The following is a 23,478-nucleotide window of genomic DNA, read 5'->3' on the forward strand; positions in this document are numbered from 1 at the left end:
GGAATTGTGCAAAGTGAAAATAAAATAAAAATATTTATTGTAGATGACGATTCAACCTACTTAAAACTATTAGAAATTCAATTTTTAAAATATCCTCAATTTGATGTTGAAACTTTTGAAACAGGAGAATCGTGCATAGCTAATTTATCAAAGAAACCAGATATAGTAGTTTTAGATTATTATTTAAATAGTGTAGAAACAACAGCAATAAATGGTTTAGAAACATTAGATAAAATAAAAGAAATTGATTCTGCAATTGAAGTAATTATGCTTTCAAGTCAAGATAAAATAGAAGTTGCGGTAAAGTGTTTACATCATAAAGCTTTTGATTATGTTGTAAAAAGTGAAACTGCTTTTATGCGATTACTTAAAATTATTTCTTCTATTTCAGAAATGAAGCAAATTGAGAAAAAATTAAATTGGTATAGGGATAGAATGTAATTCAATAAAAAATGGCAAACCAGTTATCAAATTTATTGCAAAAATTAGCGCTTATTTTTCTAATCATCATAGCTCTATATTTTGCAAAGAACTTTCTTGTGCCTTTATGTTTTGGAGGAATATTAGCAATGGTTTTTTTGCCATTGTGTAATTGGTTACAAAGCAAAAAGGTATCAAAAGGTTTGTCTGTTTTAATCTGTTTAACATTGCTTTTAATTATTATTTCGGTTTTACTGTTAATAATTGGATTAAAAGTATCTGAACTTCTAGCAGGTTTTAATGTAATCAAACAAAAAAGTATTGAATTTATAAATCAAGTTCAAAAGTATATTTTTAATAATTTAGATATTTCGTTTAAAGAACAATCTCAAATCATAGAAAAAGAACAACCTTCATATTCAGATGTTTTTCAAGTTGTACTAAGTTCTTTAATTTCAGTTTTATCAGGAACAATTTTAGTTTTAATTTACTTTACCTTTTTATTATACTACAGAAGCCACATCAAAAATTTCTTTTTTAAGCTAGGAAATCCATCTCAAAGAGATGAAATAGAATTTATTATTCACAATGCTACAAAAATCTCTCAAAAATATTTATTTGGCTTAACAAAAATGATAATGTTATTATGGATTATGTATGCCATAGGTTTTAGTAGTATTGGTTTAGAAAATGCTTTGTTTTTTGCTATTTTTTGTGGTATGTTGGAAGTAGTTCCTTACGTAGGAAATATTACCGGTACTACCATTACTGTATTAATTGCTTTTGTTCAAGGAGCAAATCCACCATTGCTTATTGGAATTTTAATTGTGTATGCTATTGTGCAACTTATTCAAGGGTGGCTTTTAGAACCTTTAATTCTAGGTCCAGAAGTTAAAATTAATCCACTCTTTACGATTATTGCATTGGTTATTGGACAACTTTTATGGGGCATTCCCGGAATTATATTGGCAATTCCTTTATTAGCTATTTTAAAAATAATTTTTGATAATGTTGAGTCTCTAAAACCCTATGGTTTTTTAATTGGTGAAATAGAAACCTCAAAAAAAAATAAATAAATTTTAATAGAAAACTCTTTCTTTTGAGTCTTCAAATTTCTAAAAATCTAGGAATTTTGCATTTTTTTATAAAAGTTATGTAAGAATCTTGCTTCATATGTTATTGATATTTGTAATAATAATTTTAATAACTCTTAATTATGAAAAAAATTCTTTTCTTATGTATATGTATCGGAATTACATCTACATCAAATGGACAGACAGAGAATAAAAAATGGAATATCGGATTACATGGTGGTATTACTCAATATAGTGGAGATTTAGGAAGAGATTGGTATGAAACAAGTAATACCATGTATGGTTTTGGTGGAATTTCAGTTTCTAGATATCTAGGAAAATTATTTGACGCCAATTTGTTATTATCTAAAGGTACAATAGGCTATCACGATGGAACAGGAGATAGTTTTAGATCAGATTTTAATGCTGTTGCTTTAAACTTACGTTTTAATATTGTGGCACCTGAATATATTGTAAGACCGTATTTATTTGCAGGAGTAGGAGCCATTTTGTTTGATAACGATTTAAATTTTCATGAAGAAAACTATGATTATATCCTTCCTAGCGCTGGAGCCGGAATTAATTTTAGATTAACCCCTTCATTAATGTTGAATTTGCAAGAATCGTTTTTGTTTTCTAATAAAGACAGAAGAGATGGTGTTGATAATGCGGAAGGTGAGTTTAAGAAAAAAGACGCTTATTTGACTCATATGCTAGGCTTAACTTTTAATTTAGGTGATTCTCATGATGAAGATGGAGATGGAGTTTCGGATAACAAAGACAAGTGTCCAGGAACTTTACCTAAAATTACAGTTGATAAAAATGGATGTCCTTTAGATAAAGATGGTGATGGTGTTGCTGATGATGTTGATTTATGTCCAACCATTGCCGGTTTAACAACTTTAAATGGTTGTCCTGATAAAGATAATGATGGAGTAGAAGACGCTAAGGATCGTTGTCCTGATCAAGCAGGCTTGCCAACATTAAAAGGTTGTCCTGATGCTGATAAAGATGGTGTGGCTGATATAGATGACAAATGTGCAAATACTAAGCAAGGAACAAAAGTAGATAGTAGAGGATGTCCAGTTGATAGTGATAATGATGGAGTAATGGACGATGAAGATCGTTGTCCGGATGTTGCCGGAGTGGTTAGTTTAAAAGGGTGTCCTGATGCTGATGGAGATGGAATTCCAGACATTGATGATAAATGTCCTAATGTAAAAGGAAATGAAGTAAATAAAGGTTGTCCAGAAATTGCTAAAGCAGATATAGTTAGAATTACCTACATAGGAAGTAAAATTTTCTTTGAAAATAACTCTGATAAACTAAAAGTAGCCTCATTATCTCAGTTAGATGAATTATCAAAAATTCTAGAGAAATATAACGCTGCCACTTTAACCATCGAAGGTCATACAGATAGTGTTGGTAGCGATGAGCACAATATGACTTTATCACAAAAACGTGCCGAGTCTGTTAAAAGATATTTAATTCAAAAAGGAATTTCAGAATCTCGTTTGATTTCTGTTGGTTATGGTGAAACTAAGCCTGTTGCAACTAACAATACAACTCTTGGAAAATCAAAAAACAGAAGAGTAGAGTTAAAAACGAATTATTAAGAATGAGGTTAAGTTAGGTTAGGTTTTTTGTAAAAATGGTTGGCAGTTTTGTCAACCATTTTTTGTAAAAGATAATATTATAACAATACTAAATAATTATATAACAGTCTTCCTATAGGGATTAATTATTTTTATTAATAATAACTAAAATATACTTATTATGAAAAAAGATGTATTAAAAACTGGATTGTTTTCATTAATTCTATTAGTAATGTTTTCATGTGCTGGAACTGATAAAGAAGCAGATTTAGCAGATGAACGAATTAGTGAATTAGAACGTTATGTAGATTCTTTAAAATCTGTTTCTGCAGAAGAACGACAAGAAAATTGGAATGAAATTTCCACAAATTATGAAGCAAAAGTTGCACAAGCAAACGAAGCCATCTCAAATTTAAATGAGAAAGATAGGGTAGCAACTCAGGAAAAAATAAATGCTTCTACTGCTAAATATGATAAAATTAAAGTTACTATTCTAACTGAAGATCAACCTATAGATGAGTCTAATGCCGATATGAATAAAACAAGATCTGCAAAATCTTCTCAACAATTACGAGACAAATTATTTGGAGCTGGTAAATTAGGTGCTGATATGAATTTTAATTGGGTAAATAAGGATAATATACTTTCTGTATATGATAGATTTTATGAAGCTTATAAAGACAATAAAAGCAATTTTAGCAGAGAAGATTATGATGAAGCAAAATTAATGTATGAAGCTTTAGATACCAGAAAAAATACGGTTGAAAAAGAAGGCTTATCTTCAGAAGATAACATGAAAATTGCATCTATTAAGTTTAAGTTAGCCCCTATGTTTAAAGTAAATCGAATTGGTGCTAAAAGTAAAGAAAATCAGGAAGCAAAAGAATAAGACTTAATTGTTCAAATTAAAAAAATGTCACTCAGAAATGTATGACATTTTTTATTAATTCTACTATTTGTGTGAGTCACAATAATAGTCACAATAATAGTCACAATAAACCCCATTGAGTTTTAAAGTCTAAAATTTATAAACCAAACACTTTTATAACACATAGAAAAAATTTTAATTATTGAGTCCACTATTTAATTTAACGATTTCACTTTTCAAATGAAGGATGTTAAATAAAGTTTAGAAAATTCACTTAAAATCTCAGAATATGACCAATCAAATATTAAATCTTTTTATTGTTCAAGAAGACATAAATAATGCTCTTAAATTACATAAATATTTAGAGAATCGCTTTGGAACAGTTTTCAATATTTATACCTTCAATAACCCTGTAACGGCACTATCAAAAGTTGATGAAAATACAAGTATTGTAATCCTCGATGATAACTACAATGGTGAAGAAGCAGACGAATTAATAGATTTTATTAAATCGATAAATAAAAAAACAAAAGTTATTGTTATATCTAATCATGAAAAAATACTAGATGTAATTGATTCTCATCTTAAAAATGGCGATTACTATATTACAAAAGAAGAAAACACCAAGAAAAAAGTAGGTTCCACAGTTCTCGGAATTGTAACCTATTCTGCCAATTATCTGCAAATGAAATATGGAGTAGGCCAATTTTTTATTTATTTACTTTTTCTTTTTGTAGTAGTAGGTATACTCGTTTTTTTGGGTTGGATAATTATTTATTAATTCTTTGAATTATAAAACAATTCCAAAAATTATATAACACTTTTATACTAAAAATGAGGCAATTTTATAATATTAAAATGAATCTTTAAGATGGACTTAGATAACGACTTAAAAAATAAAATTCACCGAAAATTATTGCAAAATTTTATTATCGATGACATCAAAATTAACATCATCGACAAAGTAGTTACATTAAAAGGAACTGTAGATTCTTACGATGTTAAGGATAGAATTGAAGAAATAGTTTTGAGTTTTTTAGAAGTGGAAGGCGTAAATAATGAGTTAGCTCTTTATAATGAAAATTAAATCTGTTTAATCGAAATTTTTAATTCCTTTTCAATATTTGATTTTGAGTTCAAAATCAAGAAAATATAAAAAATACGATACTTATTTCTATTTCTAGAAATGTAAAAAGGTTCATATAATAATTAAAAGAAACATTATGAGATACGAAGATTATTATTTTGGAATGAATGTAATTTGGTGGATTATATGGTTGGTATTATTGTTTTGGATTTTTTTTGTTCCTTACGATATTCCAGGTCAAAGACGCCCAAAAGATTCTGCTTTAGATATTTTGAAAAAAAGATTTGCTAATGGTGAAATTACGGAAACCGAATACCATCATCAAAAAAAAATTCTTGAAGACGATTTTAATAAAGATCAAAATTTTAATAGTCAGAAATAATATTCCTTTTCTTTTGACATTAAAGGGATTTACTGCAATAAATATTAGAAAAATACATAGTCATTTATTTAAAAAATATCTAAAATGGATTCAAAAGATAAACTTAACGGCGCAATTATAGTGCGCAAAGCAAGCGCTCATTGGGAAGGTAATTTAAAAGACGGGGTAGGCTTTTTATCTTCCGAAAGTGGTATTTTAAATCAAACCAATTATAGTTATAAAACTCGTTTTGATGAAGGAATAAAAGGTACTAATCCAGAGGAATTAATTGCCGCTGCTCATGCTGGTTGTTTTACAATGGCCGTATGTGCTAAATTAAATGCAAAAGGAATTACCCCCAAAACATTAGATACGCAGGCAAGAATAAGAATGAATAATGAGGGAATTATAAGTGCACATTTAAAAATATATGCTACAGTTCCTAATATTAGTTCAGAAGATTTTTCTGCCATTGTTGAAGATGCTGAACAAAATTGTTTTGTGTCAAAAATTTTAAATATTCCCATTACCTCAGATATAAGTTTTGAGTTTGAAGAGGCTCATGACCTATAATTATATTTAAAGGATTTAATATTAAAACCACTTGATTATTCTTTTAATAATCCGCTATTTGATTAAAATTATATCGCATTTCGTTTTAATCTCCTATTCAAACAAGCAATTTATGAGATCATATTTAATCAACATATTTGAAGACACTACTAACTTTACATTATTTGCAACCAAGTTTTTTAAAGAGATCTCTAATAGACCTTTTCAAATTAACGAATTTATAAGGCAATGTTATGTTGTGGGTTATAGATCTTTTGGTCTTGTTTCAGTAACGGGATTTATAATGGGATTGGTTTTAACCATTCAGTCACGTCCAACAATGGTTCAATTTGGAGCCGAAAGTTGGTTGCCTAGTATGGTTTCTTTATCATTAGTTAGAGAAATTGCTCCAGTAGTAACAGCTTTAATTTGTGCTGGCAAAATTGCTTCAGGAATTGGTGCTGAGTTAGGCTCAATGAAAGTTACGGAACAAATTGATGCCATGGAAGTTTCGGCAATAAATCCATATAATTACTTAGTTGTAACACGAATTTTAGCTTCAACATTAATGCTACCCATATTAGTATTATTTGCCGCTTTCGTTGGGATTTTTGGTGGATATGTAGGATTCAATATTCGTGGAAACATGAGTTTCTATGCTTATTTTTCTGAAGTAATTGAGAATCTAGAGTTTTCAGATTTAATACCCGCTCTTATAAAAACATTCTTTTTCGGTTTTTTTATTGGACTAATAGGCTGTTATAAAGGTTTTAATGTTTCAAAAGGTACGGCAAGTGTTGGTGTTGCTGCTAATGAAGCAGTAGTGGCAGCGTCACTTTCTGTCTTTGTAATTGATATGATAGCCGTTCAAATAACAGATTTATTATGAATAATAAAGTAATTATATCGTTTAAAAATGTATATAAATCATTTGGCGATAATGAAGTACTTAAAGATGTAAATTTTGTTGTTAATGAAACAGAAGATTTAGTTATTCTAGGTCGATCGGGTTCGGGTAAATCAGTCACAATAAAATGTTTAGTTGGTTTAGTAAAATTAGATAAAGGTGAAATTAAGGTTTTTGATAAAGTAATCTCTGATTTGCATAGTAATGAGCTAAATGAAATCCGATCAAGAATTGGATTTATGTTTCAAAACGGAGCACTTTATGATTCAATGACAGTAAGACAAAATTTAGCTTTTACATTAAAACATCACAAGACAGAAATTACAGAAGATCAAATACAACAAAATATAATTGAGGCGCTTGAAGACGTAGGCTTGGAAGAAGCTATTGACAAAATGCCAGCAGAATTATCGGGCGGAATGCAAAAGCGAATAGCATTAGCCAGAACATTAATTATTCGTCCTGAAATTATTTTATACGATGAGCCTACATCAGGTTTAGATACAATAACTTCCAGAGAAATAAGTGAACTCATCATCTCAGTACAAAAAAAACGTAAAACCACATCGTTAATCATTACACATGATATGGCCTGTGCTAAACTAACGGGTAATAGAATTATTATTCTTAAAGATGGATCTATTTATACAGAGGGAAGTTATGATGAATTAGAAGAAAGCAGCGATGAATGGGTGCGTTCTTTTTTTGTTTAATTTAAAATCAAATGTTATGGAAAAGGATTATAAATGGAAATTAGGAATGTTTGTTATTTTAGGAATAACTTTATTTATGGTAACCATATATTATATTGGTAATAATAACAACTTGTTTAGCTCTACGTTTCATTTAAAATCCTATTTTAAGAATGTAAGTGGCTTAAAAGAGGGAAATAACGTTAGATTTTCAGGAATAAATATTGGTACAGTTAAGAATATTGAATTTATTTCCGATTCAGTTATTTTAGTGCATCTAACTATCAAAGAGAATGTTAGAAAATACATTAAAACAGATGCTATTGCAAGTATTGGTTCAGACGGATTAATGGGCGACAAGATTTTAACAATTTCTCCAGGTAGCTCATCTAATAAAATTGTAGAGAATAATGCCACGATAGCTTCTGTAAAAACTATTGAATTTGAAGATTTGATGATGCATCTTCGAAGAACAGTAGATAATGCAGAAAATGCTACTCAACAACTTTCGCAGTTTAGTATTAAAGTTAATCAGAGTAAAGGCATACTAAACAAAGTCTTAACTGATGAAAAACTTGGAAATAGTCTCGATACAACTATTCAAAATTTACAGATTAGCTCACAAGAATTTATTGTTTTTACCAAAAATATGAATGATAAAAATGGAACATTATCAAGAGTAATGACTGATCCTAAATTTGCTAATTCTATTGAAGAAACACTTGAAAATCTTGAAAATAGTTCTATTGAATTCAAAGCAATGGCAAAAAAAATAAACAATAAAGATAACGTTCTCTCAAAATTAATTGATGACGAAAGGTTGGGAACATCTATTGATTCCTCATTAATAAATATTGAAAAAGGTTCTAAAAATTTAATTGAATTAGAAGAAGCAGCAAAACATAATTTTTTATTGCGAGGTTATTTTAGGAAAAAGAAAAAAGCAGAAGAGAAAAAGAAATATTGAAAATGATAGCTCAACCTAAAAATTATGTAACATTTCAATAATATTACTTAACTTTTTTCATGTCCTTAGCCAATAAATTTGTAGTAAAAGAAGATTGTCCATTTTTATTACTTTAAAAACAAAATTATTTAAGTAATGCAAATTGTTATTAAAAATCAATTGAGGATTAATTATTAAATCGAGTTTAGATTGTACAACAAAGTATTAAAAACTTGGACTTTCTTTTTTTATGATTTATTTTGACGAACAATTTCCCATTATTTTTAATTACATTTTAGGGATGTTCTCTCATCATTAAAATGGATTACTAATAGCAGATCAATTTGTAATTGACTTTATCATTACTATTTCTGTATTCATTGTTTCTCATTATATTTTCTTATAGTACAACCATATCATTTTAAAAGCTTAAAAATGCTATAATGAAAGAATCAAAAAAAGTTGCAGTTTACGTGGATTATTCCCTTGCCAATATTATAGAATATATTCATACAGCGTCGATGTTAAAAACAATTGAATCAGGTTCTATGTCAGACGAGATGAGAAAAAAGATTCAAAGGGGGGAAACATATAAATTGTCAATTAAACAACATGAATATTATAAAGAGCTCAAAAATTGTTTACTTCATTATGAATGTATACTATTATTTGGTCCCACAAATGCTAAAATTCAATTTTCAAATATTTTGAAAAAGAATAATAAAGATTTAATCAATAAAGTGATCCTTAAAAATTCCGAGGAACTCTCACACGATGAACAGCTTGAATTTGTTAATGAGTTTTTTTATATAAGTTAAATCAAACAATTATTGAGAAAAATAAAATCTAGGAAAGTTGAAAACCTTGCTAAAAATTGTATAATAACAATTATGGGTGTTATATCGAACTTTACAATTATAGAAAAAACAAGTTTCAATTGAATGTTTCTAAATACAGTTATCAATACCTGTTTTATTTTTTTTAAATAGGATAAAAAAGAGTTTTTGGATACTTCATATTGAACAAATTTCAGCCGAAATTATAAATAATTATTAACTAAAAATTATAGCTATGAACACAAGACAATTAGAAGGGAATTGGGAAGAATTTAAAGGAAAAATCAAACAAAAATTTGCGAATTTAACTGATGATGATTTGCTATATGAAGAAGGAAAGAGAGATGAAATTTTAGGCAAGCTTCAACAGAAATTAGGCAAATCAGATGAAGAGTTTGAGAAGTTAATAGAAGAATTATAATTTTTAAAATTTTAGATATGAAATCAGTTAAATATACAAATGGATTGTTTCCATTAATTAACACTAAAGTAAGAGTTTTATCTTTTGTATTAGTTTGTTTATTATCAATTACTCTTATCAATTGTAAATCTGATACAGAAAAGAGAGGTAGTGATATTGACGATACCATTATCGAAGAAAATCAAAATAATACAGAAACTCCTCTATATAACGATACTGCCATTGAAAATCAAAATCAAATGGCAGAGTGGAATACATATAAAAATAAGGCTAATGAACAAATTGCTAAAAATGAAGCTCAAATAAATTCATTAACAGAAGGTATGAATAAGCCGGGTAGCACTTTTGATGCCAATTACAAGAAAAATATACGTGATTTAAAAGAAAGAAATGAAGCTTTGAAAAAGAAAATTTCTGATTACGATAACAACCAAACCGATTGGGAGTCTTTCAAACGTGAATTTGATTCCGATATGGAAGGATTAGGAAATGCATTGCGAAATTTAACAGTTAATAACAAAAAATAATTAATATGAGTAATTTATTATACACTATTGCGGTTATTCTGGTTATCGCGTGGGCTATAGGTTTTTTTGCTTACAGTGCCGGATCAATAATTCACATCTTATTAGTTATTGCAGCAATTGCAATATTATTAAGACTTATAAGGGGAAGAAATATTAATTAATCACTTAATAATAATCATTATGGAATCAACAAGAACAGCTTTAAGCGTCCTATTAGGAATGGGAATTGGAGTAGCAATCGGAGTATTATTTGCACCAGATAAAGGTTCAAACACAAGAAAAAAAATCATGGATAAAGGAAAAGATTATATCGATGATTTAAAAAATCAGTTGAGCGAGTTAAAAAATCAAGCTACAGAGAGTTATGATAATTCGGAAGAAAATGTCATGAATTCAGTCAACCAAAATAAAAATCTATAATCATGGAAAATAACACAACAGCGATAGAAAACTTAATTGAAAAAGCAGAAAGTTACTATAAAACAACCTTAGAATTATATAAATATAAAGCAATTTCCAAATTAGCAGACATATTTTCTGATTTAGCTGTAAATTTAATTTTAATTATCGTTGTTGTTTTATTTTTACTGTTTTTAGAAATTGGCTTAGCTCTTTATTTAGGAGAATATTTTGTCAAAGTTTATTATGGTTTTTTTGCCATAGCCATCATTAATGTTTTTATAGGTTGGTTAATATTAGCATTAAGAGGCAAATGGATTAAAACATCTGTGAGCAATGCGATTATCAAAAAAACAAAAGTTTTAGATTCTTAATAAAATTATTTATTTCATTTTTCCTATTCAAAATCAATTTTTGAATTTAGGAATTTTAAAATACTCCTTATTGAAAAAAGTCATTATATCTATCAAATGAATTCTATTTTTTCAATACATTAAAACCGACTGTAGGGGATCGGTTTTTTTGTTTTATAAATAATATATTTAATTAAATTGCATGATTCTAATTTTTAACTAGTAAGAATTTTTATTTGTGCTTGCAATAAATCATAATTGTTTGATTAAATAGTATACTTTATGATCATACACTCATTTCCTCCCATTTCAAATGTAAATGCTAAAGTTTTAATTTTAGGAACTATGCCTGGTATTACTTCTTTGCAACTCAATCAATATTATGGACATGGAAGAAATGCCTTTTGGAGACTACTATTTACTATTTTTAATGAACCATTTTCATTTGATTATGAGATAAGAAAAAAAATAGCTTTACAAAATAATATTGCTATTTGGGATGTTTTACATGCTTGTTTTAGAGAAGGAAGTTTAGATAGTGCAATAAAAGAAGAAATACCTAATTCTTTTGAAACTTTCTTAAGCCAGCACCCTAATATTGAATATATTGTTTTCAATGGTCAAAAGGCGGCAAAATTATTTCATAAACATGTAAAAGTTTCAAACTATTATCAATTCTTCACTATGCCTTCAACAAGCCCAGCAAATGCAGGTATTACATTCGAAAAAAAACTAGAAGAATGGAGCAAAATAAAATCAATAACAATGTAAGATTTAAAAAAAACCTGTAAAAAATAATTTTACAGGTTTTTTTGTGGAGCAGAGTGGAGGTGAATCGAACTTTTTTAAGGAAGATTTGAAGTTGTTGAGTCAAAACTTAATTGTCTGATGAATTGATATGATGACTTGGTAATATTTCAGATTTAGTGATGAAAATATTTTAAGAAAACAACAATCTGAAAAACAACTATATTTTCAATACTAGCGATAAGAGGGAACGCAATATTGCACTCCTTTTTATTTTATATAATGGCTTAAAAACAAAGAAAATGGTAAAAAAAAATGAGGCTTCATGTATCAGATTTATTGATAACAAAATTTGTTCAAATTATTTTATAAAAAATGGTTATACTTTTAACATAAAAACAACAATTTATTTGCAAATCATCTAAAAAATAGATTCTTACTATTAATAGTAATGTATTAATCTGCACTAAAAAAGTAGCAAACTTTATTAATATTGTATAAATTACTATGTAGAATTATAGAAAACTAATTCTCCCAGCCACATAGTGTCAGACCATAACTTTCTGCTTCTTTAAGTGTGACTTTTTTTATTTCATGTTTGCAACTGCTAAAACCTCTACATGTTTTAGAAAAATGATATTTTTTTGCCCCTTTTGCGCCACATATATAAACATCGCTTTCTACTGAATTAAAAGAAGAGAGTAGTAAAATTGAAGAAAGTAAAATTAGCTTTTTCATAGTAAAATTTTGATTTTTAAATATAAGAATTAATCTTCATCAACAGACAATTCATATTCGTTTCCATCTTTATCGGTTGCAAGTAATTTTCCTTTACCAATCCATTCTACATCTATATCTATTTCTTCATTATTAAGATTAAAGAGAATTCCATTTCCATATTTGCCATTAACAGTAATTTTTCCTGTTACTTCATTTCCATTTTTATCAAAACCATAAGCATTGTAGTTGTAAGTATAATCACCTGAAGTACCTGTTCGATATTCATATTCTTTTGTAGTATCGATATGAAAAGTAATATCATCCTTAGGTGGTTTTTTTAAAAAAGGCTTAATTTGCTCTTTTTCATTTGCTTCCTTTTTTTTATTGTTTTCTTTGCAATTGAAGAAAAATGCAAATATCAGCACTAATAAAATTCTATTTAGAAAGTATAGTTTCTTCATGACATATTTTTATTTTAAAAGTAAAATAAACGCAAATTAATATTTTACGGATTTCCGTAAAGAACGGTAAATTATTTAATTGTAATTTCTGCTGTAATTGGAATATGATCAGAGATTTCTCTTGCTTCTTTTAATGTTTCAAAAGATTCATAAAAGTGAATTACTTTAGAGTTACTAATGCTGATTTTTGAAGAATTATACCAAATATTATCAAATTCAGAAGCCAAACACTCGTTTTCATCACATTCTTTTTTTAACGAAGTTTTTTGATTAATAAACACACATGTATAGCCCATTTTCTTCAAAGGATTAAAAACAGTATGCGATTGTGGGCAATTAAAATCGCCTACAAAAAGTAAATTCAATGTTGGATATTGTGCTGATAAAAATTTAAAGTATTTTATTTCGGTTTCGGGTTGTTTACTTTTAGTTATGGCGTGAAAGTTAGCAATTGTAAATTGTTTACCATTATATTCAAATGTGCAATAGTAGGGTTCACGGTCAATTTCTAAATGGTATTTTTTCTCTAACCAAGCATCACCAATCTTTTTAACTTTATTTGTTTTCCATAAGAAAGCATAGCGTTCCGTCTTGTAGGCATTACTACTGGTTGGGTCACTTATGGTGTAATCCCATTTTAAACCTTTTCTATTGAGTTCTTCCGCTAATTTAGCTACAGCTTGTGCACCGCCATCACCAGCTACAATTTCTTGCAAAGCAACAACATCATAATCTTTGATGGTTTTTACAATGAAAGCTATATCCTTGTCAGATTTTGAACTTCCTAAATTTTCTACATTCCAAGAAAGGAGTTTGACTTGGGAGAATAAAATATGACATGATAAAAAGAGTAATAAATAAAATATCTTCTTCATAAAACTAAACTATCATAAATTTCCTTAACACAAAAGTAATAAGTTTAATTTTTTATATTGAATCCCAAATAATACTAAGTTCATCACAAGCAAATTCTATTTGTTTTCTTCTCATTTTATATGATTTAGGAGCGCTATCAAAGGTCATGTTAAAAACATCAATAGAAATACAAAAATTCAAATTTGGAGTATCCTTTGATTGTTCTTCTAATACTTGATGAATTAATGTTGCCACATTTTTTCTGTCATCATCATTCAATTTATGCCCTTTAACGATGTTAAATTTAATTCCCCCGATGAAAGGTTTATTTTTTATTGTGCCTTTTATTAATACATCTGGATTAATATTAATATTTAAGTCTTTTACTTTTAAAACATATTTCTTATTCGATTTTACTCTTTTAAATTTTAGTAATTCTTCTGGTAATTCAATATTTAAGAAACAATTTAAGGCTTCAATTGATGTTTTTACATCATTCTCTTGGAAATCATTTTCATTAATTTTACTTGATAATTGTTCAATTTCACTTTCTATAATGGATTTATTAAAATCTCTTATTATGAAGTTTATCATTGCTTTTCTTGCATCCGCATATCTAATTGAAATGAAATCCATAGGCTCTTTTTGGTCTTCTATAATTCTTCTTCTTCTAACAGAATCTGCCTTAAGGTATTCTGCTAATTTGTTTACTGATATTTTTTTCATGATTATCTATTCTCTATAAATTCCTTAATTACTTTATCCATATTACTAGGCAAAGCACTTTCTTTGATTTCAAAACGTTTTACATTCATTTCTCTAAACCAGTTGCTCCAGAATTCTTTAATTATTTTACCTTCATAGGGGTTGTTTTTGCTAGGATTGATTCCTAATACAAGAACTTCAAGATTTGATAAATCATCATTTGCTCTTAAATAACCTATTTTTTTTGTTTCTAAAGTTTCTTTCCAATCTTTGTTATTTAAGTTATAAGAGCGAATTAATTCTGGAGTTAAATAAGTTGATTCATTATCCTCTTTGAAATTATTGTCTTTATAAAAAATATATCCATCAGTTAAAATAATAAGAATATTTCTATGCTTCTTTTCAATACAATAATCTTTAATATTATTTTGAAAGAAGCCCCAAATATCAGATCCAATAAAATTATTGTCTTTTAAGGCTAATTCATATATTTTAGACATCTCTGATGTATAAGTTTTATTAATAGAATTAATAAATTCTTTGGTTGCGTTTTTTTTATCAACCTTAATTTTTAAGTTATTTGAAATTTTATTTATTTCAGAATTTAAAGGATTTGGATTGAAGAAGACTTGTATATTATCATTCATTCGCATTATTTTTTTATTTCTAACATGATAACTGAATGCTTCTGAAATAGAATTAATATATCCTAAATCTCTTTGATAATACTCCATTGTTGGGTTAGGATATTTGGTAGTGCTAATTCTATCTGATAAATCAATTAATATACTAATGTTATAATTTTCGTTTTTGTCTTTTTTTTCGATTTTGCTATCTGTATTTTCTTTTTTTGTTGATGAATCTCCGCTTTTATAATCACTTTTGCATGAAGAGAAAAATAAAATGATAATGAACGTATAAAAGAATTTAAAAATATTTTTCATAGTTTTTAATTTTTTGAATAAACTAAATGTTGAAAATCTGGGTTAATTAGACCTAATGTTTCAAGATGCTCATTAGCTGTTTTATCGCATTCTAATAATAATTCTTCTTTTGAGATTTTGGCAAGTGCTATTTCTGTTCCAATAGCTTGAAACCACCCTTCCTTATATTGATTATGATAATTTAAATATTCTTTGATAGGGAAAACAAAACCATCAATTTTTGATTGGAGTAAGTTTATTTTACCTGTTTCTTCAATAATTTTATTTTTAAAATCATTTACTAAATGGGTAACTTTTACTAATTGTTTTTCGATGTTTTTAATTTCTTCATTTTTAGAACGGATATAAATTTTTATTGCGTCTAATTTTTCATATTCTTTCATCACAAAATCAAAAACTAATCCCCAAATAACATATACAACAAACCCCGCAAAAATTATCATCCAAAATTCAGCTTCACCTAATGCTATTTTTAAATTATATAAGGGTGAATCTGGTGTTTTATTAAAATCATATATTTTTTTCTCAATGATATATGCTAATAAACCGTCGAATAAAAAAGTAAGTGTAAAAAGTGATATTAAACGTATTGTGTTTTTGATGCTTGAACTTTTTTGAACCATGTGGATTACGTATCCTAAACCCATGAAAACAAAAGGAATAGTTATTACCAAAACACCTTCAAGCCAGCTATCTCCAAATGCATTTGTGAAAGCATCTTTATCAAAAATTGCAGCAGTTAAACTATCGTCCGAAAATTTTTTGAAGAAAGCAGAATAAGAGGCGGAAACATAAAACACCAAAAGGTATAAAGTAATTGGTATCAATAAAGAAAGACCTATATAAAATTGAGCAGTTAATCCTTTAATCCCTTCAATGTACTTATCAGGATTTTTTCGAACTTCAACAATTTCCTGTTTTAGATTTTCGATATTATTGTTTAATTCTTCCTCTTTTTTTTCATGAATTGATAAACCTGTTTCAAATTTCTTTAATTCAATTTTATGCTTTTCTTGTTCTTCTTTATATGGTTGTTTTAATCTTTCTTGTTCGTCTTTTTGTTTTCTGCATTGATCCTCAAAACTATAATAGAGATTTTGCAAACAAGCTTTAAAAACAATTGGTTTCCCTGTTGCCTTTACTGATGCTGCAAATCCACTCTGATAATATGTTATTCTTATTTGCTCTCTATCCTCTTCAACAGCTTTAACAGAATTTGTTGTAGCTTCTTCTGTTTTTTTTAGGCTAAATAATTCTTTTAATGATTTCATGCCTTTAAGAGTTTAATTGGTTAATTATTTCTTGTTTTTTTACTCCATCTTTGACACACTGAATTAAGTAATTTGCTAATTCTTCAACATTTTCATCAAGAAATTCAAATTTTTTGCAGTATTTAATTAATGCATTATACTCATCATCTGTAACTATTTTATCAGCCCAAATCATACAGGTTAAATCATATAAAAATTCAATTCTTGTGTTTAAATCTATTGGAATTTGAGCATCGTGATTTGATGGAGTCAAAAATAATTTATCTAATTCTGAATTTGGTATACCTCTTTCATTCGCTAATTGATATAACATTTGTAGTTCTAATATATCAAAGTTTCCATCTGCTAATGCCATTTGATACAATCTGATAAAATGACTTTTAAGTTCTAATGTAATATTTGAATTTTCCATAATTTATTTTAATATTTTAGAATATAAATAACCAATATTTTCATTTTCTTCGACTTTTACTTTAATCCAATCACCAGTTTTTTCAATAAAGATTACTTTATCTCCAAATGATAATTTTTCAAGAATTTTTGATGAAGTTGAAGGTTTTTCTCTAAGATTTATGGAGTCATTATATATTGTAATTTCTTCATCTGCATAATAATATTTTTTAGTAGTGTATAACTTGTTTGAATAATTTGTAGAAGTTGTTTTTCTTGACTTTTTTTTCTCACTTGAATAGAAATTATTAGAAGTTCCGCTACAAACGCCACAAGTACCTCCATTAGAGCAGTGAGCACACCTTGAGCAATTTTTACATGCTGTACAATATGCAGAACCTGTACATCTTCCAATTTCATCGTATGAAGTTGAACAATCATAATTAGACGAAATAAAATCTTTTTTATCATTTGAATGATAAAAAACACTTAATAAAAATGCTATAATAGTTATTGTTTTCATGATTTTTATTTTTTTTCAATTAATGCATTATAAATGATATATCTTATATATTCAGACGATTCTATATCTTCGTTAGATAATAGCTCCATTTTTTTGAATATTGTGAGTAATTGAATAATGTTTTTTGCGCCATTTTTCAATTCATCTAGATATTGTTGTTTAAATCTTTTTACCTCTTCACCTTTAGCATTTTCAATTTTTTTTCTTACTAAATATTTGATTTGTTCTGGGTCTTTAATTTTTGAAATTTTAGTAATATCGTTGTAAAGTTCTTGATGAACCTTTTTTGAATTATTGATTTTTGATAATTCTTCGATTGCAGTTGATGGAACTTGATTATGTTTTATTGATAAAATTTTAGATTTAATGTCTTGTGGTTGAATAAATAATTCCCCAAGTTGATTTTGAGAATCTTTAAAAGATATTGTACAAACCCCAGTAAATCTTAATGCTTCTCTTTTTATTTCATCATTTGAAATTTGAATGATATTTTTAACTTGCCCAATGTTTTCTAATTCATTTACTTGTGTACTTTCAAAAAACATTCTAATAAAAGATTCATTATATTCACATCGGAGTAGCTTATAATCTATTTTAGAAGATTTTGATTCATTGTGTAACATCAATAAACCAATAACAACTGCAATGTTGTTATTGTAATCAAAATATTTATTTAATGAAACAATTGCTCTTAAAAAGAAAAGATTCTCTTCTCTATCATGAAGTACTCTGTACTTTCTTTTGGTGTTTTGAATAGTTTTTAAAAGATTTAAATTTGCATCTACAATGTCTCTATGCCCTTTACTAATTAACGAAGAAGCATATTTATCCATATTTAAAAGAGAAGAGAAAAAATCTCTTGAAGCTGAATAAAGTGGTTCTGTTGATATTTTTTTCAATTTTAAATCTTTGAAGTATTCGTTTTTCTCTAAAGAATTAAAATTTATTGAAAATTTTTTATCGTTATACAGATTGATATTTTCAAGTGAACTTTCTAAATCTTCTTTCCAATACCTCTTATTTATTTTCTTTTGTATAGAGACTAGTGTAGCTGCCCCAGGAATTTTTATAAAGTCATCTTTATATGATTCCTTATCGAGTAGTTCCAACAGTTTATTGCCTAATTTGTCATTACTAATAATTGATATTAAATCAAGAAATGAAACCCCTTTGTCTGTTTCTGGGATATTGTTTTTGCCAATAACTTTTTTTGTAAACTGATTCATACTTTTATTTTTTTAATTCATCAATTTTGTTTTTAGCTTCTTCAAATGCTTTCTCAACCATTTCAAGATTTTCTATGAATATGGTATTATCTGAGCCATATTTTTCAAGTTGTAAAAACCATGTGGTTTTTCCTTTATTTATCATATACCCAATCTTAAAGCCATCTACAGTTGTAAATTTATTTTCCAGATACTCTGGGTTAGTTGCAAGATCTTTTTCTACTTCAGTTTTCAAGGAATTAATTGCTTTCATAACTTCTAGTAAATCAGAATATTCTATTGAAGCGGTTGAATTACTGTATTTTCCTTGCTTTTCAATCTGGAAAAAATAACTAACCAAAGAACCTGAATTTATTTTTCTAATTCTTGTTTCAGACAATCCTCCGTAAAGAGTTTTAATTCCAGAAAGCTTATAGTCGGTTAATTTGATTATACTTCCAGTTTTTGATGCAAATGCATCAATTTTTGTTTTCTCTTTTTCAAGTTCTTTTTTTGTTTCTTGTGCGAAAAAGGTAGTTGTTGCTAGCAACAACATAATTGTGATGTAATTTTTCATTTTAAATTTGTTTAGTTGATTTTACCTCCAAAAGCAATTATTGCAATACAAATAGCCATTGCAACAATAAATAAAACGACTCTACCCCAAAAAATCATTTCATCTAATTCGTCTTTTTCTTTAGGGCTTTTGTTGTTATAGTCATTTTGATATTTATTTCTAATATTTCTTCTACCAGATTTTGTGTTAACATTATATGATTTTCTATCCATATATATTTTTGTTTAAAACGTAATTGAATTAGTTCAATTCAACTATTTCATTGTCATTTTTCGAGTCTAAATCATAATAAGTATATTCATCATCATATTCATACCATTTATAATTCGCTTTTTTAAAACGAAGAAAGTTTAGCATCTCGGAAAGCGTTTCTTGGGTTTCTTGTTTATTTTTATTGTTGGCAAAAATTCCACCTGTGAATTGTATAGTTTTTGAATTATTTCCAAATACTTCTACTTCAATGTTTTCAACCCATAATTTTTTTGCTACGATTTTTCCGTACGCTTTTCTAAGTTTTGGAAATTCTAATACTTGTATTTTTTTAACTTTAGTTTCAAGTTTTTCACCAAGTTCTTTTATATCATTATTATTTGAGCTTTTAGCTTCATTGATTTTCTTTGCCCAGACCTGAAATAAAACAAGTTCCAATTGAATTGACTCAATTGATTCTTTATAAGATGTGAAATCTATACCTTTATCTATCGAACTTATTTCTCTTCCTAGTTGTTCTTTTATTTCAACATCAGTTAGTTTTTTTTCGGTCGTGCTTATTATTTTATCTGTAGACTCAACACCTGTTTCTTTTTCTTTTTTATCATCATCACTTCCGAATGCCATAAATAGAAATCCTGCTAAAACAAATCCAGATATTAAATGTTGTACTCTTTTTTTCATAATTGTTATAGTTTAATTATTAATGATTTTTTGTTGATTATAAATGGTAGCATAAATCCGAATAAGTACATAGCTATATCAATCCAGTCAAAAGTTCCTGGTACAATTGAAATACTTTGCCCTATTTCTGATAATAAAGCAATTATGGGTAAGCCAATTAACCAAAATAGGTTGCTTGAATTGATTTCATTTTTCCATGTAATAAGTATTAAGCTAATAAATGAAAACAGCCATAGACCATCTGGTAATGAAAATTTAACCCAGTCAGGAATTAAAAAATCATAATTCAAGGTGTAATTTCTTATTCTAATAATTACTTCAGATAAACTAATTGAATTGAACCATGAAAACATTCTTAACGATTCTACTCTAAAGGAGACATATATAAAACCACCCAATAAGATTGTTAAAAATGGAAATAATAATGTTTTAACTTTTTTCATAATTTAAATTAAAGAATCATGAGTTATCTAAATGAATAAACAACTCATGATTTTAATTAAGCATATTGAATAAGTTTCCATGTTACTGCACTTCCAGAATATGGAGGCATCTTATTTCCTTTTGCTATTGGTGCTGTTGTTGATGGTGTACTAACAACTTTCCAAATTCCTGATTCTGGACAAATTTCACCTGTTCTAGCGGTTGTCCCAATTGGTAATTTTGACATAATTAATTTTTTTTATAGTTAATAATGTCCAAACTTAAAACCAATAAAAAAGTATTCCTTACGGGAATCCGTAAAGTGATTATTTTTTTAATTTGAGAGTTAAAAAAATTAGATGATGCCTAAATCTTTGGCAATAGCAATTAAGTGAATGTTGTTGCTTGCTTTGAAGTAATCTTTGAGTTTAGCCACTCGTTTTTCAATAGTGCTTTTACTATTTGGGGTAATATTTAATTTTTTAAATAACGCTTCCATGTCTTCAATTGCAACGCCATTGGCAAGATGAGTTAGCAAAGTTATGTCGTAATTGTCAATTTCTTTGCCTGTTTTATCCTGTAAAGTATGTACTAATTCGGGAGAAATAAATGTTTTACCATAAAGTAAGGTTTCAATAGCTGTTTTGAGTTGACTAATACTATTTCTTCCTTTGTGTACAAATGCGTTAATCTTTTGCTTCTCAAAAAGTGTTTTTATTGTGTAAGCTTTATCTTCAACCGAGTAAACAATTACATTGAGTTCAGGTTGTAAATTTCTAATAGTTTCAATGAGTTTTTCTCCTGAAGGAATTTCCACTTTTCTATAATCGGCAACAAAAGATAAATCGCTAATTAGCAAATCGAAGGGTTCGTTGTCTTGTTTGGCTTTTTTAAATTTTAATAACGCATCATCACAATATTTAGCGTACTGAATTTCTTCAACTCCAAGAGATTCAAGGGTTTGTTTTACGGCTATATTAATACTGTCGAAATCTTCTGCTATTAAAACTTTTTTAAACATATGCTATTATTTTGGAATCTCAATTTTTACTTTAAATCCTTTTTCAGGTGCAGTGTCAAAATTAATAGTTCCGTTTATAGAAAGAATGCGGTTTTCCGCATTTTGAAGACCATTTTTTAAATTTAATAAGTTATCCGTTCCAATCCCATTGTCAGAATAGTTGATTTGTAAAGATTTCTTGTTGGATTTAATCGAAATACTAGCCAAGGAACATTGGCTGTGTTTTTTCATGTTGACCATTAATTCTTGAAGTACACGATGAACAACAACTTTAATTTCTTTTGAAGTTTTTAAATGATTAAAGGCATCCATATTTACAATTACATTTCGATCTGAAGAATTATAAGTGGCAAGCATAGCTTTTAATTTTTCAAGATATAATTCACCAGTGTCAATGTCTTTGTTTTCATTTGAAATATTTCTCGTTCGGTTGTAAATGGTTTCTAAATTTTCTAATAGGATATCTTTATTTTTTTGATTTAATAAATCTTGTGTTTCGGCAAAAGCAATGGTATTATGAACATCATTTGCTAGTTCATCATGTAATTTTTTAGCAATTCGAGTTTCTGTTTGATAGGCTGTTTCTTTGATTTTTTTTCTGTTTCTTTTTTTGATTCTATAATAAGCAAATAGACCTATTCCAAAAAGAGTAATAATTCCAACAACAGAAAATTCTTTAAGCCGTTTTTGTTTTTCAAGTTCTTTGAGAGCTTGTTTAGAATCGTACTTTATTTTTGCAAATTGATTTTTAGCTTGTTGTCTTACGGTTTGTATACTATCATTTAATTTAAAGGTTTGTATAGCATACTCTTTAGCTTCAATACCATCTGATAGTTTAGTTAGAAATTGTAATGCTTCAATTTTATCATCTGGATTATTTGTTTTTTTTGCCATTTCAAAGGCTTTTAAAGCATAGTTTTTGGCAACATCTAAATCTGCTTTTTGATAATATTCTGCTAAATGCATATATGAAGAAGTTAATCCAATAATATCCTGATTTTTTTCTCTGAGTTGTTTAGATTGAATTAAGTAATCGAATGCTTTTTTATCATTAAGTTTATATAAAACATATCCTAAATTATCAATTACTCTAGCGTACTCTATATGATTAATTTTTAAAGAATCATTAATTCTTAGTAACTCTAAAATTTCTCTAGCTTTTATATAATTTCCTTGATTGATATAATTATATGCTATATTATTTTTAATAATGCATTTTGATAATTCATCTGCCGTAATTTCTAAACTTTTTTGATAATATTTTGATGCTTCATTGTAATTATGTAGCTCTTGATAATTTAATCCTAGTATATTATAAATAAATGTTTTAAAATCTAAATTAGTGTTGTCTGTAAAATAAGTTATAGCTTCTGTAGCGCTTGATTCACTTCCTACATAATCTGATTGACGCATTTGAATGTTAGACATTTGAATTAAGCAATATATTATTTTTTCTTTTTCTGAATAAACATTACAAGAAGCCTTTGCTTTTTCATAATTATAAAAAGCTAATGTATTGTTTTGCTTTTCAAAATTATATTCCGCTTTTTCTAAATGTAACTGATATAATTTGTTATGATAAGGTATTTTGTCACAAAATAGAAATGTAGTTCCTGTGAAGCATAAAAAAATTCGAAGAATGTATTTTTTAAAAATCATTCTCCGAATTTAAAGATTCTAATTTTAATACAAAAATTTTTTAGTA

General features: G+C 27.3%; 34 protein-coding genes. 18 read left to right on the forward strand and 16 right to left on the reverse strand.

Annotation, left to right across the window (positions count from 1 at the left end; all coding sequences use genetic code 11):
* Window positions 1-6 precede the first annotated feature (6 nt).
* From V7P59_RS05930 to V7P59_RS06015, 18 genes are all read left to right on the forward strand, one after another.
* On the forward strand, window positions 7-441 hold the full coding sequence (locus tag V7P59_RS05930) for a response regulator (protein ID WP_333809235.1): 435 nt from the start codon (window positions 7-9) through the stop codon (window positions 439-441).
* Between the two features lie 11 nt (window positions 442-452).
* Window positions 453-1,496 carry an AI-2E family transporter gene (locus V7P59_RS05935; RefSeq protein ID WP_333809236.1) on the forward strand — a complete coding sequence of 348 codons (1,044 nt, stop codon included), beginning with the start codon at window positions 453-455 and terminating at the stop codon, window positions 1,494-1,496.
* 140 nt (window positions 1,497-1,636) lie between these two features.
* Window positions 1,637-3,109: an OmpA family protein gene (locus V7P59_RS05940; RefSeq protein ID WP_333809237.1), complete on the forward strand. Its 1,473-nt coding sequence runs from the start codon at window positions 1,637-1,639 to the stop codon at window positions 3,107-3,109.
* A 160-nt stretch (window positions 3,110-3,269) separates the two neighbouring features.
* On the forward strand, window positions 3,270-3,977 hold the full coding sequence (locus V7P59_RS05945) for a hypothetical protein (protein WP_333809238.1): 708 nt from the start codon (window positions 3,270-3,272) through the stop codon (window positions 3,975-3,977).
* Window positions 3,978-4,245: 268 nt separating this feature from the next.
* On the forward strand, window positions 4,246-4,737 hold the full coding sequence (locus V7P59_RS05950) for a response regulator (RefSeq protein WP_333809239.1): 492 nt from the start codon (window positions 4,246-4,248) through the stop codon (window positions 4,735-4,737).
* A gap of 90 nt (window positions 4,738-4,827) precedes the next feature.
* A complete protein-coding gene (locus V7P59_RS05955) occupies window positions 4,828-5,043 on the forward strand; it encodes a BON domain-containing protein (protein WP_333809240.1) in 216 nt (71 codons plus the stop codon).
* Window positions 5,044-5,179: 136 nt separating this feature from the next.
* Window positions 5,180-5,425 carry an SHOCT domain-containing protein gene (locus V7P59_RS05960; RefSeq protein ID WP_333809241.1) on the forward strand — a complete coding sequence of 82 codons (246 nt, stop codon included), beginning with the start codon at window positions 5,180-5,182 and terminating at the stop codon, window positions 5,423-5,425.
* 84 nt (window positions 5,426-5,509) lie between these two features.
* The gene (locus V7P59_RS05965; RefSeq protein ID WP_333809242.1) at window positions 5,510-5,977 is read left to right on the forward strand and encodes an OsmC family peroxiredoxin; all 468 of its coding nucleotides are present in this window, start codon (window positions 5,510-5,512) and stop codon (window positions 5,975-5,977) included.
* A gap of 112 nt (window positions 5,978-6,089) precedes the next feature.
* Complete coding sequence (locus V7P59_RS05970; protein ID WP_333809243.1) at window positions 6,090-6,845, forward strand: MlaE family ABC transporter permease; 756 nt, start codon at window positions 6,090-6,092, stop codon at window positions 6,843-6,845.
* Window positions 6,842-7,576, forward strand: a complete 735-nt coding sequence (locus V7P59_RS05975; RefSeq protein WP_333809244.1) for an ABC transporter ATP-binding protein — start codon at window positions 6,842-6,844, stop codon at window positions 7,574-7,576. The genes V7P59_RS05970 and V7P59_RS05975 overlap by 4 nt, the downstream gene beginning before the upstream one ends.
* A 16-nt stretch (window positions 7,577-7,592) precedes the next feature.
* Window positions 7,593-8,522 (forward strand): MlaD family protein, encoded by a 930-nt coding sequence (locus V7P59_RS05980; RefSeq protein ID WP_333809245.1) that lies wholly within the window; start codon window positions 7,593-7,595, stop codon window positions 8,520-8,522.
* 422 nt (window positions 8,523-8,944) lie between these two features.
* A complete protein-coding gene (locus V7P59_RS05985) occupies window positions 8,945-9,319 on the forward strand; it encodes a hypothetical protein (protein WP_333809246.1) in 375 nt (124 codons plus the stop codon).
* Between the two features lie 253 nt (window positions 9,320-9,572).
* Complete coding sequence (locus V7P59_RS05990; protein WP_333809247.1) at window positions 9,573-9,758, forward strand: CsbD family protein; 186 nt, start codon at window positions 9,573-9,575, stop codon at window positions 9,756-9,758.
* A 17-nt stretch (window positions 9,759-9,775) separates the two neighbouring features.
* The gene (locus tag V7P59_RS05995; RefSeq protein ID WP_333809248.1) at window positions 9,776-10,285 is read left to right on the forward strand and encodes a hypothetical protein; all 510 of its coding nucleotides are present in this window, start codon (window positions 9,776-9,778) and stop codon (window positions 10,283-10,285) included.
* A 5-nt stretch (window positions 10,286-10,290) separates the two neighbouring features.
* Window positions 10,291-10,446: a lmo0937 family membrane protein gene (locus V7P59_RS06000; RefSeq protein WP_333809249.1), complete on the forward strand. Its 156-nt coding sequence runs from the start codon at window positions 10,291-10,293 to the stop codon at window positions 10,444-10,446.
* A gap of 19 nt (window positions 10,447-10,465) precedes the next feature.
* The gene (locus V7P59_RS06005) at window positions 10,466-10,705 is read left to right on the forward strand and encodes a YtxH domain-containing protein (RefSeq protein ID WP_333809250.1); all 240 of its coding nucleotides are present in this window, start codon (window positions 10,466-10,468) and stop codon (window positions 10,703-10,705) included.
* Window positions 10,706-10,707: 2 nt separating this feature from the next.
* The gene (locus tag V7P59_RS06010; protein WP_333809251.1) at window positions 10,708-11,058 is read left to right on the forward strand and encodes a hypothetical protein; all 351 of its coding nucleotides are present in this window, start codon (window positions 10,708-10,710) and stop codon (window positions 11,056-11,058) included.
* Between the two features lie 261 nt (window positions 11,059-11,319).
* Window positions 11,320-11,808 (forward strand): DNA-deoxyinosine glycosylase, encoded by a 489-nt coding sequence (locus V7P59_RS06015; protein ID WP_333809252.1) that lies wholly within the window; start codon window positions 11,320-11,322, stop codon window positions 11,806-11,808.
* 501 nt (window positions 11,809-12,309) lie between these two features.
* Here the strand turns inward: V7P59_RS06015 and V7P59_RS06020 are convergent.
* From V7P59_RS06020 to V7P59_RS06095, 16 genes are all read right to left on the reverse strand, one after another.
* Window positions 12,310-12,522 carry a hypothetical protein gene (locus V7P59_RS06020; protein ID WP_333809253.1) on the reverse strand — a complete coding sequence of 71 codons (213 nt, stop codon included), beginning with the start codon at window positions 12,520-12,522 and terminating at the stop codon, window positions 12,310-12,312.
* Window positions 12,523-12,551: 29 nt separating this feature from the next.
* A complete protein-coding gene (locus V7P59_RS06025) occupies window positions 12,552-12,965 on the reverse strand; it encodes a hypothetical protein (protein WP_333809254.1) in 414 nt (137 codons plus the stop codon).
* A 71-nt stretch (window positions 12,966-13,036) separates the two neighbouring features.
* Window positions 13,037-13,840 carry an endonuclease/exonuclease/phosphatase family protein gene (locus V7P59_RS06030; protein ID WP_333809255.1) on the reverse strand — a complete coding sequence of 268 codons (804 nt, stop codon included), beginning with the start codon at window positions 13,838-13,840 and terminating at the stop codon, window positions 13,037-13,039.
* Window positions 13,841-13,892: 52 nt separating this feature from the next.
* Entirely contained in the window at window positions 13,893-14,546 is a 654-nt protein-coding gene (locus V7P59_RS06035) for a hypothetical protein (protein ID WP_333809256.1), read from the reverse strand.
* A 2-nt stretch (window positions 14,547-14,548) separates the two neighbouring features.
* Window positions 14,549-15,469, reverse strand: coding sequence for a hypothetical protein (locus tag V7P59_RS06040; protein ID WP_333809257.1), 921 nt, complete (start codon window positions 15,467-15,469; stop codon window positions 14,549-14,551).
* A gap of 5 nt (window positions 15,470-15,474) precedes the next feature.
* Window positions 15,475-16,740 (reverse strand): ABC transporter permease, encoded by a 1,266-nt coding sequence (locus V7P59_RS06045; protein ID WP_333809258.1) that lies wholly within the window; start codon window positions 16,738-16,740, stop codon window positions 15,475-15,477.
* A 4-nt stretch (window positions 16,741-16,744) separates the two neighbouring features.
* The gene (locus tag V7P59_RS06050; protein WP_333809259.1) at window positions 16,745-17,152 is read right to left on the reverse strand and encodes a hypothetical protein; all 408 of its coding nucleotides are present in this window, start codon (window positions 17,150-17,152) and stop codon (window positions 16,745-16,747) included.
* Between the two features lie 3 nt (window positions 17,153-17,155).
* Window positions 17,156-17,653 carry an SH3 domain-containing protein gene (locus V7P59_RS06055; RefSeq protein WP_333809260.1) on the reverse strand — a complete coding sequence of 166 codons (498 nt, stop codon included), beginning with the start codon at window positions 17,651-17,653 and terminating at the stop codon, window positions 17,156-17,158.
* Between the two features lie 5 nt (window positions 17,654-17,658).
* Complete coding sequence (locus V7P59_RS06060) at window positions 17,659-18,879, reverse strand: hypothetical protein (protein WP_333809261.1); 1,221 nt, start codon at window positions 18,877-18,879, stop codon at window positions 17,659-17,661.
* A gap of 4 nt (window positions 18,880-18,883) precedes the next feature.
* Window positions 18,884-19,414, reverse strand: coding sequence for a hypothetical protein (locus tag V7P59_RS06065; RefSeq protein ID WP_333809359.1), 531 nt, complete (start codon window positions 19,412-19,414; stop codon window positions 18,884-18,886).
* Between the two features lie 32 nt (window positions 19,415-19,446).
* Window positions 19,447-19,647, reverse strand: coding sequence for a hypothetical protein (locus V7P59_RS06070; protein WP_073585224.1), 201 nt, complete (start codon window positions 19,645-19,647; stop codon window positions 19,447-19,449).
* Between the two features lie 28 nt (window positions 19,648-19,675).
* A complete protein-coding gene (locus tag V7P59_RS06075) occupies window positions 19,676-20,329 on the reverse strand; it encodes a hypothetical protein (protein WP_333809262.1) in 654 nt (217 codons plus the stop codon).
* A 5-nt stretch (window positions 20,330-20,334) separates the two neighbouring features.
* Window positions 20,335-20,772, reverse strand: coding sequence for a hypothetical protein (locus V7P59_RS06080; protein WP_333809263.1), 438 nt, complete (start codon window positions 20,770-20,772; stop codon window positions 20,335-20,337).
* Between the two features lie 56 nt (window positions 20,773-20,828).
* Entirely contained in the window at window positions 20,829-20,999 is a 171-nt protein-coding gene (locus tag V7P59_RS06085) for a hypothetical protein (protein ID WP_290819885.1), read from the reverse strand.
* Window positions 21,000-21,107: 108 nt separating this feature from the next.
* Window positions 21,108-21,773 (reverse strand): response regulator transcription factor, encoded by a 666-nt coding sequence (locus V7P59_RS06090; protein WP_333809264.1) that lies wholly within the window; start codon window positions 21,771-21,773, stop codon window positions 21,108-21,110.
* 6 nt (window positions 21,774-21,779) lie between these two features.
* Window positions 21,780-23,432 carry a tetratricopeptide repeat-containing sensor histidine kinase gene (locus tag V7P59_RS06095; RefSeq protein WP_333809265.1) on the reverse strand — a complete coding sequence of 551 codons (1,653 nt, stop codon included), beginning with the start codon at window positions 23,430-23,432 and terminating at the stop codon, window positions 21,780-21,782.
* Window positions 23,433-23,478: the final 46 nt, after the last annotated feature.

Source organism: Flavobacterium sp. (genome assembly GCF_036782315.1).
Lineage (GTDB): Bacteria > Bacteroidota > Bacteroidia > Flavobacteriales > Flavobacteriaceae > Flavobacterium.